General features: G+C 48.8%; 12 protein-coding genes and 3 tRNA genes. 13 read left to right on the plus strand and 2 right to left on the minus strand.

Annotated features, from left to right (window positions below; all coding sequences use genetic code 11):
• Window positions 1–131: 131 nt before the first annotated feature.
• The 10 genes from WC773_00450 to rpmG all read left to right on the plus strand — a co-directional run bounded on the left by WC773_00450 (window position 132) and on the right by rpmG (window position 5,755).
• A complete protein-coding gene (locus WC773_00450; GenBank protein ID MFA6081873.1) occupies window positions 132–602 on the plus strand; it encodes a hypothetical protein in 471 nt (156 codons plus the stop codon).
• Window positions 603–799: 197 nt separating this feature from the next.
• The gene (locus WC773_00455) at window positions 800–1,462 is read left to right on the plus strand and encodes a hypothetical protein (GenBank protein ID MFA6081874.1); all 663 of its coding nucleotides are present in this window, start codon (window positions 800–802) and stop codon (window positions 1,460–1,462) included.
• 281 nt (window positions 1,463–1,743) lie between these two features.
• The gene (locus WC773_00460) at window positions 1,744–2,319 is read left to right on the plus strand and encodes a hypothetical protein (protein ID MFA6081875.1); all 576 of its coding nucleotides are present in this window, start codon (window positions 1,744–1,746) and stop codon (window positions 2,317–2,319) included.
• Between the two features lie 286 nt (window positions 2,320–2,605).
• Window positions 2,606–3,736: a hypothetical protein gene (locus WC773_00465; protein MFA6081876.1), complete on the plus strand. Its 1,131-nt coding sequence runs from the start codon at window positions 2,606–2,608 to the stop codon at window positions 3,734–3,736.
• A 575-nt stretch (window positions 3,737–4,311) separates the two neighbouring features.
• A tRNA-Thr gene (locus WC773_00470) sits at window positions 4,312–4,387 on the plus strand.
• A gap of 10 nt (window positions 4,388–4,397) precedes the next feature.
• A tRNA-Tyr gene (locus WC773_00475) sits at window positions 4,398–4,483 on the plus strand.
• A 16-nt stretch (window positions 4,484–4,499) separates the two neighbouring features.
• A tRNA-Thr gene (locus WC773_00480) sits at window positions 4,500–4,575 on the plus strand.
• Between the two features lie 16 nt (window positions 4,576–4,591).
• On the plus strand, window positions 4,592–5,155 hold the full coding sequence (locus WC773_00485; GenBank protein MFA6081877.1) for an AAA family ATPase: 564 nt from the start codon (window positions 4,592–4,594) through the stop codon (window positions 5,153–5,155).
• Window positions 5,142–5,591: a cytidine/deoxycytidylate deaminase family protein gene (locus WC773_00490; GenBank protein MFA6081878.1), complete on the plus strand. Its 450-nt coding sequence runs from the start codon at window positions 5,142–5,144 to the stop codon at window positions 5,589–5,591. Before WC773_00485 ends, WC773_00490 begins: the two co-directional genes overlap by 14 nt.
• Entirely contained in the window at window positions 5,591–5,755 is a 165-nt protein-coding gene (gene rpmG, locus WC773_00495; protein ID MFA6081879.1) for a 50S ribosomal protein L33, read from the plus strand. Before WC773_00490 ends, rpmG begins: the two co-directional genes overlap by 1 nt.
• Window positions 5,756–5,962: 207 nt before the next feature.
• Here rpmG and WC773_00500 read toward each other — a convergent pair whose 3' ends face one another.
• Together WC773_00500 and WC773_00505 are read right to left on the minus strand one after the other, a co-directional pair.
• On the minus strand, window positions 5,963–6,259 hold the full coding sequence (locus WC773_00500; protein ID MFA6081880.1) for a DUF5668 domain-containing protein: 297 nt from the start codon (window positions 6,257–6,259) through the stop codon (window positions 5,963–5,965).
• A gap of 1 nt (window position 6,260) precedes the next feature.
• Entirely contained in the window at window positions 6,261–6,665 is a 405-nt protein-coding gene (locus WC773_00505) for a PspC domain-containing protein (GenBank protein MFA6081881.1), read from the minus strand.
• 186 nt (window positions 6,666–6,851) lie between these two features.
• On the opposite strand from WC773_00505, the gene WC773_00510 reads away from it, so the two are divergent.
• The 3 genes from WC773_00510 (at window position 6,852) to WC773_00520 (ending at window position 13,964) form a co-directional block, all read left to right on the plus strand.
• Entirely contained in the window at window positions 6,852–8,738 is a 1,887-nt protein-coding gene (locus WC773_00510) for a transketolase (protein MFA6081882.1), read from the plus strand.
• 2 nt (window positions 8,739–8,740) lie between these two features.
• Window positions 8,741–10,120 (plus strand): divalent metal cation transporter, encoded by a 1,380-nt coding sequence (locus WC773_00515; protein ID MFA6081883.1) that lies wholly within the window; start codon window positions 8,741–8,743, stop codon window positions 10,118–10,120.
• 103 nt (window positions 10,121–10,223) lie between these two features.
• The gene (locus tag WC773_00520; GenBank protein ID MFA6081884.1) at window positions 10,224–13,964 is read left to right on the plus strand and encodes a LamG domain-containing protein; all 3,741 of its coding nucleotides are present in this window, start codon (window positions 10,224–10,226) and stop codon (window positions 13,962–13,964) included.
• Window positions 13,965–13,966: the final 2 nt, after the last annotated feature.

Genomic DNA, 13,966 nt, shown 5'->3' on the forward strand with positions numbered 1-13,966 from the left:
TGAAAAACTTTCGATAATCCTTGGTTTAGGCTAGGAAAGATTTATTCTTTACTAACCCAAGCCGACGGATGGCTTGATGTCCGAGTCTATAAGTCCTGACCCAAATGGGCAGGCAGGGCAAGGAGATTTCAATGGAATTCGACGCTTCGTACAAACGGGCAAAGCGGCTGCTCGGTCAGAACTTCAGGGCGATGTGTCGTGAGGCTCACGCCCTGGCAGCGATGGGTTTGCCCATCGCGGTCTACCAAGACCATGTCGTTCTGCTCCCAACGTATGGGACGACGAACGATTTCTTCTATCTCATGGCCGAGGGGATAGAGCATTGGTACGTCCGGTTCTGGTGCTGCAACGCCGAACCGGAGTTCGGCCAGACCGACTACCATGAGTCCCAGCAGATTGGCTCAGGCAGTCTGGAGTTGGTTGCCCGATGGTTCCGCGAGCAGTTAGAAGCTCGTGGCTGCCAGGCCGCCCAGCTGGAGAAGTTGGCCGCTGTTATGGCGGCTATCCTGCCGGAGGCGGCTTCCGTCGCGGCTCCGACAGACTTGGAGCCACCGAGGTTCACCCTCGGTGATCAGCTCCGAGAGATGGAGACCGGCAAGTAGCTCACACGGAGGGGTGGGTGCGCAAGCGCCCACTCCTCTTCATTCCAAAGTTTCCAATACGTTGGGGACTTTGTAGATGAAGAAATGACTCCCCGTAGGGGATGGTATACACTTCGGGTGGGTCGCGACGACTCGCACCTACCCACGACCCGCCTGACTAGGGGTGAAACTCTGGCAGGCAACAGGGGAGAACGGAAATGGCTACAGGAAATATGTCATGGCTTGGCTTGGAAGTTGAGCCGACCGTCGACGCAAAGTACCGCGTCGATTGGCAGCAATATGGTGGCCCGCGCGGCGGCCAGATGGTCGTCCGCTATGCCACTCGCGAGTGGCTGGAGATGGCGGTCAACTTCCGGGTTGCACCGTACACCGGAGAGCACTTCATCTCCGACTCCTGCTTCGAGAGCAGCCGGGAGGAGGAGTACATGGTGGCCGCCGCTCGCCGAACGGCAATGCGGCACGGCATGCTCCCTGACGTGCCAGGCCCGCAGGTCGGATATTGTGTCCGCCTGCAGCACTACCTGGGCCAGTGGTCGGCGGAGAACTTCCCGGCGACCACGAACGTGCCAGACGGGCATGTGGCGTCTCGGGGCACCGATCAGATGCCCATCTTCGGAATCGTCGATGGGTGGGCGGATGACACAATATCCGGCCCTCCCACCCTTCGGGTGATCGTGAAGCGTGAAGCGCTCAGAATCATTGAGCGCGAGGTCAGGGCAGCCGCCAGTGCGGATGCCAGGGTTGCCCGTACCGGCTTCCTCACGGCGGAGGACGTGGACATGTCCACGGGCACGTATTCGCGTGTCTACGAGGCAATGATTCGGGTTTACCGTGGACATGTCGTAGCCTCAAACCAGTAGACATACGCAATAGAAGTTTTTGGATCGTTCTTCGGCAAAAACGATCTGGCATCCCGATGCGCATAATCGGGAGGTTCGCGATCCAAATCGCATTCGTTGAGAGGCGGGTGCAACCGCACCCGCCTCTCCTCATTCCAAAGTTTCCAAAAGGTTGGAGACTTTGTAGATGAATCGACTCCCCGTAGGGGATGGCAATACGCTTCGGGTGGGTCGCGACGACTCGCACCTACCCACGACCCGCCTGACTAGGGGTGAAACTCTGGCAGGCATAAGGGGAGACGATGAGTACGACAACAAGTGGAACCAGCCCTGGGCGACGCACCTTCTACTACGGGCGGTCTGGTGGCTTGCACGCCACCGGCGAGGCAGCAACGCGGCTGCTGGAGATCATCAGGCAGCCGCCGTACGATCTCCTCCCGTTCCTTGGAGGAGAGGATATTAGTCTTCCAGAAGGTACGGGTCTCGCAGATGTCGCGAAGTGCGAGGCGTTTTTCACGCCATGGGTCAAGGTCTGGGCGCCGCGTCGAATCGTTCGTTACCTGTTGTCGCTGGTGCCAGAGGCGACTTACCACTGGTGTCCGTGGGAGGGAAAGATTCCTGCGGGATGGCTGACCATCCCGAACTACGACAGCCAGGTTCCTCAGTCCTTCCTGGACTGGGTCGCGGAAACCGGAGGAGTTTTTGACGAGCCCTCCGGCGGAGCGGTCTGGCTCAAGTGGCCGAACATGCGGCAGGTACATGTCCAGTTCGAGAAGGGGGATTTCCCGGAGGATCTGATTATCTCCGGAAACGGCCGTAGGTGGTATCTGGAGCGGTATGCCAACGGCCTGGAGATCCTCAACATCCGCGAAGTCTAGTCTACTGGAGGGTAGGGCGCTGTTCGCGCCCGCCCTCCTCATTCCAAAGTTTCCAAAAGGTTTGGGGACTTTGTAGATGAATTTAGACAGGTTGGTCGGTTCGTATGTGCATCATATTTTATGAATCATATACGAGCTGGTTACCCTGCCAACTTGGCCCTCCTCGGGCTTATGCCGTTCAGGCGTAAGGGAAAAAGATGCGTATGGCGCATAGCCGCGCATCTGCTTTGTAGGCCATCTAAGCCGTAAGGCAAAGTTGACCGAACCCCTGGGAGGGGGAATAGAAATGGCAACAATCGCCTTTCGCAAGAAGGGTGAGACGGCTGAGCTGCCGCTCACGGGAATCGTGGATCCGTCCACGGTGACAGTATGTGACACCGCGCCGAGTGGTGCGCCTGTTGCAAAACGGGACCGACTTCAGTATAAGTTGGTTCCCGTGCCGGAGGGGACGTTGCGCCTTCGGATCCCAGTCGTACAGATCCGGTCGTCGCAGCTGTACGACGGCTGGATGACAGCCCGGGAATTTTGGGATAACCACCCAGACTTCCGGGGCGCTATCCTTAATGTGGATAGCGGGTTAAGGGCGTTCAGTGTGATCAACACGCTGTTTGCCCGGTTCGAAGACGTTTGGCCCGGGCACCCCGTCCCGGCCGATATTCTTGCCGCGAGGCAGGAGATCGCCGAGGAAAAGCGGCTGGCGGCCGCTGAGGAAGTGGCCCGCCAGGAAAGTCAAAGGTCGTGGGACGCTATGTTGCAGAAAACCCACGACCTGATTGCCCTGGTGATGGGCGATATACCAGAAATCGTTCGTCATCAGAACGAATACTGGAGTTTCTCGGTGAGTTCAATGGAGAGGTCGGTTTCTCTCCATACCCTTATACAGGGTGTGCGCTTCTACTTTGTCGCTAAGCATAATGACGTGCAGGTGGCGGCAAGGAGGGTGCTTGCCCTCCGCGATGAGTGGCGCACCAGTCCTCCCGGGGGCTTCGTCTTTTCTCCTGATACCCAGACGTACTGGGATTTGAAGGAGGAGAGCTGGAGTGGGGGGTGGCGGCTGGACGAGTGGTGCCGTGTGGCCAAGTGGCTGCGCGAGCAACACGAGGCCGCCGAGAAGGCGGCAACCGCGGAAGAAGCGGAGGAGCGCCAGTGGCTCTTCCAGTTACGCGGGATCATGATCCCTCCCCTGTACGGGGAGCAGCTGGTGGCTGTCCCAATGGTGGATAGCCGCGCTTGTTCGCCCAACGAGGCTAACTGGTGGGGGCTTTACACCCCCGACGGCAAGCCATACCTGATCCGTCGCGGGATCCACGTCCGGTACAGCTCTCTTGAGGGGCTGATCCGGAACCACTATCGGGACGAGCGGGGGATCATGGAGGAAGCGCTTTTATTGCTTTCTTCATTGATCCACTCGCTGTAGCCCAAAGCGTTTTGGTAGTTTTTCGCATAATGAAACTAGCCACTGGGGTGGGGAAGAAAATAAATCTTCCTCACCCAACTGTCCCCCGCAAGAAACGGGGCTGATGAGTCGTTGAAAATTACGACGAAACAGATAAGGAAATTAAATCAGCTTGAGCGTAAAAAACCAAGCATGCTCACCGACGGATTATAGCCGTTTTGGCACCGCAAGATTATATAATCGTTTTAGCAATAAGACGGTTGTTACTACCGAATCTTGCGGGACCAAAGCGGCTTTTTGAGTACCAAAATTCTAAATCCGAAGCACTAAATCCGAAGCACTAAATTCGAAACAAATTCGAAATTGAAAATTCAAAATCGTAAAACGGGCGGACATCCCCCTTCGCCACCTCCTACGCTACCTCCTACGCTAAAGCTTCGGAAGGTCAAGAAAGCTACGGAAGGTCAAGAAGGCTACGGAGGACAAGTATGAGTCCGCCCCTACGGTGCTCGTCAGGCTGACCGTAAGGTCTGGTGTTGATCAAAATGAACATATCTGTTAAAATAAGTACATTGGTAGCCAGAATATTAATAATTGCCGACGTAGCTCAGTTGGTAGAGCAACTGTTTTGTAAACAGTCGGTCCGCAGTTCAAGTCTGCGCGTCGGCTCCAAATAATTTGTGCCGGGATGGTAGAGTGGTCAATTACATCAGACTGTAAATCTGACGCCTTACGGCTTCGGAGGTTCAAATCCTTCTCCCGGCACCATTTTTTGTTCGCATCTGCCCATGTAGCTCAGCTGGTAGAGCACATTCTTGGTAAGAATGAGGTCTGGAGTTCAACCCTCCACATGGGCTCCATTAAAATAGGATTGTGATGATTATTGGCATTACCGGATATTTGAGTGCGGGGAAGGGCGAGTCGGCTGATTATTTAGCGTCAAAACACGGTTTTTCTAAGCGAGGATACGGTGATACCATCCGCGCCGAGATGACCGAAAATGGCATCGAACTTGGTCGCGACAACGAATACGCCTATGCCAATAAGCTGCGCAGCGAACACGGGTTTGGCTACTGGACCAAAAAAATCGCTCAGTCTATTAATCCACAAGACAAGGTTGTAATTGAGGGGATTCGCAATAAGCTCGAAATCGAGGAGCTTAGTAAGGTCGCAGCGTTCAAATTAATATTTGTGGATGCACCAGTTGAGATGCGATATGAAAGAATGTTGTCGCGTGTTGGCCGTACCAACGAACCTAAGACCCTGGCGCAGTTTGTTGAGCAAGAAAACCGCGAGCGTCACAATACTGATCCAGCCAAACAGTCGATAGACGATTGTGTGGCAAAGGCAGATTTCAAAGTGCGAAACAGTGGTGATATTAACCAACTTCATCAACAATTAGACAAAATTGTAGAGGAAATAACAAATGACCAAAGATAATCGTCCAGATTGGGATCATTATTTTATGGAGATTGCCAAAATGGCGGCCACCCGTTCCACTTGTGACCGCAAACATATTGGCGCGGTGATTGTTAAGGGCAAGAGCATCCTCTCTACCGGTTACAACGGCAGCGTGGCTGGAACAGATCACTGCGACGATGCAGGGCATTTGATGGAAGATGGTCATTGTGTGCGTACCATTCACGCCGAAGCTAACGCCATTGTTCAAGCGGCGCGTAACGGAGTAATGCTAGACGGGTCCACTTTGTACACATCTGCTAGCCCATGTTGGCCGTGTTTCAAACTGATTAGTAACAGTGGGATTAAAAAGGTGGTATTTGGTGAGTTTTATCGCGACGAACGCATTTTCGACGTCGCAAAAAAGATCAAAATTGAATTAGTAGATTTAAGTAATTCAGGGAAAGGAAAGAAGTAATGGCCAAGAAAGAAGCAAGAAAAACAGCGGTAATGATTTGTTCAGTGTGTGGTTTAAGTAACGTTCATAGTGAGCGCAACAGTACCAACACGCCGGAAAAATTGCAGTTGCAAAAATATTGCAAAGTTTGCCGCAAACGCACCTTGCATAAAGAAAAGAAATAGGTTGTATGATGGGAGGGGGAACATCACGATTTGTTATCGCAAAAGAATTGTAGATCACGCTTTAGCGTGTTAGAGAACCAATTTGAAAGCAAGCTAAAGCTTGGTCTACGGTCGTTCACGGAAAACAATAGGGGATGTGCTGGGCACGGGCGGGTCTCCAAAACCTGCCTCGAAGCGTCCGATTCGCTTATCCCCTGCCAAATAAATTTAGAGATCGAGGACGTTTTCTTGATGAAGAATGTTTTTGCTCCAGTCCCATGTAGAATGGTTATCCCATGAAATCGATACACAAACTGACAAAAGAATTAGAATTGCAATAATTACGTTGGCTAGGCCAACTTTTTCTTTGCCCAACCAAGCTCTAAGACCAACAAAAACCAGCAAAAGTGGCCAAAAATTGTACAAAATTGAGGCATCAACCTTAACGTATCCCAAATTTGTTAATAGCATTAACACACCAATTAAGATTAAGACGAATCCAAATAACGAAAATTGTCTAGACACGTTACTCCTTTATTTGTGGATTAAATAATATCATTAAACCAATTAGGATGAAGAAAATTGGCCAAAGCAGCCAAATTGCCAGGGCGAGAAAATTGGCGATTACTAACAGTATGCCAATAAATACCAGCGCCATGCCGATCATTTCGCTGTGTTTTCGCCAGTGAGACAAAGCAGACGAGTTAGATGACTTTTGTGGTTGTTCCGGTTCTTTAGCTGCGCTGGCAGATTTTTCCGGTAGAATAACCAGTAAAATAATATATGCTATCACGCCTACGCCGTGTAGCAATGCTAAAATAACAAATACTACGCGAATTATTGACACATCGATGTCAAAATAATCTGCCAATCCGGCACATACTCCACCAATCATTCCTTCAGCAGGGATCTTGTACAATTGTTTGCTCATATTCACCTCAAGTCCATGTTAGCATATCAAATTTCAGTTGTTAACCAACATAGCTAGCTGTCATTTCGACTCCTCGAGCATTGTCTCGAGGGTGGAGAAATCTCAAAAAGAATTTGAAGGGACTTTTTCTTAGATTTCTCCAACGTGGTCGCTCGAGCCGGCTCCCCGGGTCGAAATGACACTATGATGACATCGCACATAAAATCAAATACACTAAAACTAATGACTATTAATCAATACGAACAGCTAGCCAAAAGCTTGCGCTATTGGATTTTGCAGATGACCTCTACTGCAGGCTCTGGTCATGTCACATCTTCGCTATCTGCGGTAGAGCTGATGGCCGTTTTGGCATCGCATTATCAATTTGACTTTGACCAGCCGCAAAATATGCACAATGACCGGTTGATTTTCTCTAAAGGTCACGCCAGTCCTTTATATTACGTGTTGTATGCGTGCATGGGGGCGATTGGCTTTGACGAGTTGTGGCGTTATCGTCAGCTTGATTCGACGTTGGAAGGGCACCCGACACCGCGATTTAAATACACTGATTTTGCTACCGGATCGTTGGGGATGGGGCTTGGGTTTGGATCTGGGTTAGCTTTAGGTTTAAGTCGACTTAACTCAACTGGGCGTGTTTTTGTTTTACTCGGCGATGGCGAACTGGCCGAAGGCTCGGTTTGGGAGAGCGCGGCATTTACCAGCCAGCATCATTTATCAAATCTCACAGCCATTGTGGATGTTAACCGTCTCGGGCAAAGTGCGGCCACGGCATATGGATGGGATATCAAAACTTATCAGCACAGATTCGAGGCGTTTGGCTGGCACGTAATAACGATCGACGGGCATAATATTAAAGAGATTGATGCTGCTTTCGGTCAGCTTGACTCACAAAAACCGACGGTTATTTTGGCTAAAACCGTTAAGGGTAAAGGCGTGTCCTACTTAGAAGATGAGCCAAATTGGCACGGCGTAGCATTATCTGAGCCAGATCTTGATCAAGCCTTGTGTGAGCTGGGCGTGGTTCAGACTGATTTGACGGTAAAGGTCGCGGCTCCGAAAAAGACTATGTTGTTGCCAGATACTACTGTTGCGATCAACGTGGTCGCTTCGGCAAACTCCCTGGGTCGAAATGACAAAGAAGGGGAGGTGCTCTCTCTGCGCCAAGTTTTTGGTCAAACTTTACAACAAATTTGCAAACAGAATGAAAAAATTATCGTTTTTGATGGCGATGTGGCTAACTCCACTTTCACCGCATTAGTCCGCGATAAACTGCCGGATCAATTTGTTGAAACTTACATCGCCGAGCAACAGATGATAGATGGCGCCGTCGGTATATCCAAAGCGGGGTTTTATCCGGTTGTCGCCACTTTTGCCGCATTTCTAACTCGCGCGTTTGATCAAATTCGCATGAGTGCCATATCAAATGCGAATTTACTGATTGTTGGTACTCATACCGGGGTATCGATCGGACAAGACGGACCCAGTCAGATGGGGTTGGAAGATGTAGCGATGTTTTCGTCGATTCACCAGTCGACAATCATCTGCCCAGCCGACGCAATATCAACAGCAAAATTATTGCCAGAATTACTAAATCAAACCGGCATTAAATATTTGCGTCTGTTTCGGCCCGAAGTGCCAGCGCTTTACTCTATGGACGAGAAATTCGAGGTCGGTGGCAGCAAAATTTTACGAGAAAGCGCGGCCGATGTGGTGGCGATTATCGCCAGCGGGGTCACGGTTCATGAAGCGTTGAAAGCGTACGAAATGCTAAAAAATGAAAACATTGCGGTTAAAGTGGTAGATGCGTATTCCATTAAACCGATCGATACAGAAACGTTGCATCAAATATCGTCACAGGTAAAATATTTCGTTACGGTGGAAGACCATCGGTTGCAAGGCGGTTTAGGTGACGCGGTGTTAAACGCGTTTGTTGGCAGTAAATCAATTATCCCGCATATTACCAAATTGGGGATTGATGAGATTCCGCGTTCGGGCAAGCCTAATCAGCTAATGGACAAATATGGTATTTCCGCCAAAACAATCTATGATACAGTAAAGAAAATACGGAGTTAATAATGGATGAAAAACCCAAAGAACCGATGATAGAGCGAATCGCCGAAGCACCGGCAGAGGTTTTGGAAAAAACCGTCGAAATATCATCCAAAGTTGAGCACGCGGTAGTTGATCATGGCCCAATTAAAACCACGCGCGATTTTTGGCATAAATTAGGTCCGGGACTAACCACTGGTGCGGCCGATGACGATCCTTCCGGTATCACCACCTATTCTCAGACCGGAGCTCAGTATGGCTTTGGGTTGCTTTGGTTGGCCGCCTTTACTTTTCCGTTAATGGCGATTGTGCAAGAAATGTGCGCACGTATTGGCATGGTAACCGGGCAGGGCTTAGCGGCTAACATTCGGCATCACTTTCCCAAATCGATTATTTATATATGTGCGGTACTATTGTTTGCGGCCAACACCTTTAACATCGGCGCAGACTTGGGGGCGATGGCGCAAGCAACTCAATTGTTAGCACCAAAGGCTAGTTTCGGATTATTAGTGGTTGGATTCACGGTTCTTTGCTTGTTGATGCAGGTATTTTTGAGCTACGCAACTTATGCCAAATATCTAAAATGGATGGCGTTGGTGTTGTTTGCCTATGTTTTCTCGGCGATTGCGGTGGGATTAAATTGGAACGATGTAATATTGCACACGGTTAAGCCCTCGCTTAATTTTTCTAAAGAGCAAATAATTTTGATTTGTGGTATTTTAGGTACCACCATTTCTCCTTATCTATTTTTCTGGCAGACATCGCAAGAAGTGGAAGAGCAAATTTTGACTGGGCATACCTCAATCAAATCACGCCAATCAGAAGTTAATGACGCGGAAATCAAAGATATGCGCATCGACATTTGGTCGGGGATGTTTTTGTCGAATATTGCGATGTTTTTCATTATTGCAGCCTGTGCAGCTACCTTATTCCAGAACGGCATTAACAATATCGGTTCGGCGGCAGACGCGGCTGAGGCGCTTAGACCAATCGCCGGAAACGGCGCGTTTTGGCTGTTTGCTATCGGCATTTTAGGTGTCGGTTTGCTTGGTATTCCGGTGCTGGCGGGTTCGGCATCATACGCGATTTCGGAGAGCATGGGTTGGCGTCAAGGACTGTATCGCAAACTCACGTCTGCATATGCATTTTACGGCGTAATGATTATCGCCATGTTACTTGGGTTATCAATGAACTTTATTGGTCTTGATCCAATTAAAGTGCTAATTTATTCGGCGGTGGCCAACGGATTGGTGGCACCGGTAATTTTAGTGTTAATTGTGCTAATTGGGTCAAACAAAAAGATTATGGGCAGCAGAGTAAATCACCCCGTTACCACCTTTTTTGGCTGGTTAGTGACCGCGGTAATGGTGGTGGCCGGATTGGCGACCATATACTCATTTTTCTAGAAAGCAAATTAGGGGGTTAAGGGAGATTAGGGGGTAATTGGGTTTCCCCTTGTTATTTTACTCAGAGCACATATAATAGAATAGACAGAGGAGGAGCAACAATATGCATAAAAAATTGAATCAGTTAAAGGCTGATCTGAAGTTTTGGCTGTGGAAAACTAAGACACTCAACGCCAAAAGATATGTCTCAATTGTAGTATTGGTAGCAATGCTAGTTGGGGTGAGTATTTACTCACTAGGTGGTATCATCAAAAAAGTGGCGGCTGCTAACGCTGCCAGTGTTAACTTGCAAACCGGATCGATCACTGTTGACGGCGGTAATTTTTTGCTCGATAGTAACAAATGTCTTTGGACCACCGATTCCACCAGCACTATCTCTGTGGTTCAAAAAGACGGTTCGAATTTAAATTTACCGTATAATTTTAAGGGTAAGGTTTGTTTTGATGGTGTAATGAGTACCCCTACCACTCCTCAAGACGTAATTGTTCAAAACGGGGGAGTTCTATCTTTAATGGGGTCACACACTTTTAAGACGCTTACAGTAAACTCGGGTGGCACAGTTACTCATCCACCAGCTGACGCGAATGGTAAAGCGGTACCGTACGGTTCGCGTTCGTTTATGTACGCCATGCGTTTTACATTTTTTGTTAAAGTTGAGGCCCCAGCCGGTGATCCGACAAATATTAAACGGGTTTATCTAAAAGCACCAGACAGTAACGACTCGATCGTTATTGAAGCTGGCGGGGGCGCGTTACCCGGAACATCTAGCGTAGATGATCCGGCCGCATTTAATCTTGGTTTAATCTCGTGGCACGCCAACAATGGCATAGGCTGTAACTTAATGGACGCATCGTTTAGAGCTAGTTCGTCTTGCGGCGGTACGTTACCTGCGGCAAACTTTAATACTGAAGCAGAGGTTGCGGTGTCGCGTGGTGGTGATTCGGTGCGCTACGTACCAATTAGAGTAACCACATGGCAATCAACATCAGATCAATTCTATAAGGTTGGATATCGAGAAACACTCCAAATTGGAGCGGGTGCGGAGACTCAGATTGCCAATAACCCACAATATTTACCGATCAGCTATATTTATGGACCATACGAAGGGCCAAGTAGCGAGTCGGGTACATTAACCGGTGCGGCGGATCCAGCGGCGCAATACAAATCTCGATTCGAATATGCTCAAGCACCAATCGATCAAGCCGATTATTCAAGCTTGGGATCGAATGGTTGGGGATTAATTAGTAAAGATCTCTCTACTTTTAGAATCTGGTCGTCGTCTCAAAACCGCTATGTCGATCAAGTTGCCAAACCAACCTATTCATTCTTTTCTCGGGTTGATTTAACTAACAACGGTACATTTAAAGATTTTGGTAAATACGATTGTACCGGGCATTGCACTAATGTAAACGATGCGTTTTATTTTGATTATAACGATCCGAGTAGAACCAGTGCCGGTAATCCGTTTTCAAACTCACAGCGTAAAGATGGTTACGGCTATTTGATTGGGGCAAACCCGGGTGCTTCAACATATGATCCATTGGAGCCAAATGTAGCCTTATTACAAAACTATAAACTACAGACCCACAGTGATGCTGCGCCGGTTATAAAGCCCAGTGTTACGTTGCATGTTACCGGGGCCGTTACGTTAAACGGCGGCTTAATTGACACCACTAATAAGGGATTACCTGGTGGGTTTACTTACGGTGGTCCAAACAATAGCGACAGCAAGTATGGTTTTGCCGGTGTTGGTGGTAAAGGTAATTCATCACCAGGCTGGTGGTACGCTTATGCAGACTGTGATAATAGTAATATTGGTATTCAGGGTAGTAACTGGTCGGATGGTAATGGTGGTGGTGGCGGCCCAGCCAATAAATCATGTACCGATGTTATTGGTTTAGCAGGCGGCGGTGGCGGTATGGGCTACGGTGGATCGGGGAAAACCTATGTTGACAGCAACTCTGACAGCGTCTACAACTTAAATAACACAAGAGGAAGTTATTACTCTCACGGTCAAGGTGGGGCTGGTTTATATGGTATCGGCGGCGGATTTGCTCAAAATTCAGGCACAGGACAATATCAAGCTGTTGCCAATTATGACTCGATGATTCACGGTTATTCATATCGTGAAAGATACACCAGTTCAACTGCCGCACTATTAGGTGGCGGTGGTGGTGGAGGTACCGACGCAGGGGCTCCTACTGGAGTATCTCAGCGGTTTGACGATGGATCGTTCCCGGCCGGCTCCGGTGGTGGCGCTATTTTGCTAACAGTTGACGGTGATATGACATTATCGGGTAACAGTACAGTCAGTGCTAGCGGTGGTAACGGATGGGATGTTTCAAATCCAGGAGGTGGCGCCAATCATTATGCAACTACGTCTGGTGGTGGTGGTGGATCAGTCATCCTAAGTGTGAGTGGTACCATCAATCTAGCCAACACCTCTATTATTAAAGCAAACGGTGGTAACACTTCTGGCAGATGTTTTGCATCAAGCGGAAATGAATGTGGAGTCCCCGGAGAAGGTGGCGGCGGTTTGGTTCGAATTACCGCTTCGGTTTTCTCTGGTGATGGCTGGATTTTTGCCCCAAATAATTACTGTGATGTTAATGGCGCTTATGTCGGAATCTTAAGTAATTCGGTTCAGGCTGCGGCGGGTAGAGGTACGGCTAGCGGAGGCAGTTTGGTTATGGCAGACGGCAGCGATGCCTACGGCCAGGTCTCGGAACACGGAATCGTTGACCTAAAGTACGCCGGTAATATACCATTCTGTGGTTCGGGGCTTGGGGCTGGTACCGGCATTCAAATCTCAAAACAGATTGAGCAATTAAGCAGCGCACCAGCCGAAGGTTCAGCGGCCGTAGCAAGCGCGAATGGTAATAATGTGGTCACGGTTACCAACGGATCAATCCTGCGCGTTACTATCACTGTTTCCAATCTATCTACAACCAACCAAACTGTTACAATTTCCGATGTTTTACCGAAATCAACTATGACTCTTGGTACTACATCGCCAGCAGTCACCCTTACCTCCGGGCTGCAGTTTGACGGGAGTAACGACTACGTTGTAGTCCCGGGTAATGCTGGTTTACGCATGACCACACTAACCCTTGAAGGTTGGATAAATACTACATCCGGTGCATCCAGTTATCCGCTTAACTATGGTGCTTACGGTTTCCAAATTAATAAATGGAGCTCAGGCGGTGCACTTAGCCTATTATTTACTAATCAGTATGGGGTAGGAGAGGAATGTATATCGAATCGTTCGGTAAATGATGGGAATTGGCATCATATTGCCGGTACTATTGATCAAGCTAATAAAAAATATTCTATCTACATCGATGGCGCTCTGAGTAAAGCGTGTACCATGAATGCCAATATTAAATACTCCTCAACCGAATCGTTGTATTTTGGAACTGGTAGTCCTACTGTTGGAAGGTTTAACGGCAAGTTAAATGAAATTAGGGTTTCAAACAATTTGCGATATACCGGGAATTATACTCCGAGTAATCACTTTAACACCGATGCAAACACTATTGGTCTTTGGCACCTAGATGGTGTTGCCGGTAGCACCACTGCTACTGACTCATCCAGCAATGGCAACAATGGAACCCTAATGAATGGCGCTACTAACTCTCCACCTGCGAATGGTTCAACCGATGGCCCGGTTTGGCTGTACGACCCCGATACTGTTATTCCGCCGGTGAATGGACTGGTTTATGTCTATAACTCTACCAGCTCCGATTTTACCCCAACAGTATCAAGCGGTAAGTTTTCCCAATCCGGGATTGCGGTTGCTGCCGGTTCGTACACCATTCTAAGATATGTCACAGTAATTAAATAATT

It is taken from the genome of Patescibacteria group bacterium, assembly GCA_041660565.1.
Taxonomy (GTDB): domain Bacteria; phylum Patescibacteriota; class UBA1384; order CAJBMM01; family CAJBMM01; genus JBAZWC01.

Coding starts and splice junctions, on each gene's coding strand:
- rpmG (MFA6081879.1), top strand. CDS start 5,591: ATGGCCAAGAAAGAAGCAAGAAAAACAGCGGTAATGATTTGTTCAGTG.
- WC773_00490 (MFA6081878.1), top strand. CDS start 5,142: ATGACCAAAGATAATCGTCCAGATTGGGATCATTATTTTATGGAGATT.
- WC773_00485 (MFA6081877.1), top strand. CDS start 4,592: ATGATTATTGGCATTACCGGATATTTGAGTGCGGGGAAGGGCGAGTCG.
- WC773_00450 (MFA6081873.1), top strand. CDS start 132: ATGGAATTCGACGCTTCGTACAAACGGGCAAAGCGGCTGCTCGGTCAG.
- WC773_00455 (MFA6081874.1), top strand. CDS start 800: ATGGCTACAGGAAATATGTCATGGCTTGGCTTGGAAGTTGAGCCGACC.
- WC773_00510 (MFA6081882.1), top strand. CDS start 6,852: ATGACATCGCACATAAAATCAAATACACTAAAACTAATGACTATTAAT.
- WC773_00460 (MFA6081875.1), top strand. CDS start 1,744: ATGAGTACGACAACAAGTGGAACCAGCCCTGGGCGACGCACCTTCTAC.
- WC773_00515 (MFA6081883.1), top strand. CDS start 8,741: ATGGATGAAAAACCCAAAGAACCGATGATAGAGCGAATCGCCGAAGCA.
- WC773_00465 (MFA6081876.1), top strand. CDS start 2,606: ATGGCAACAATCGCCTTTCGCAAGAAGGGTGAGACGGCTGAGCTGCCG.
- WC773_00505 (MFA6081881.1), bottom strand. CDS start 6,665: ATGAGCAAACAATTGTACAAGATCCCTGCTGAAGGAATGATTGGTGGA.
- WC773_00520 (MFA6081884.1), top strand. CDS start 10,224: ATGCATAAAAAATTGAATCAGTTAAAGGCTGATCTGAAGTTTTGGCTG.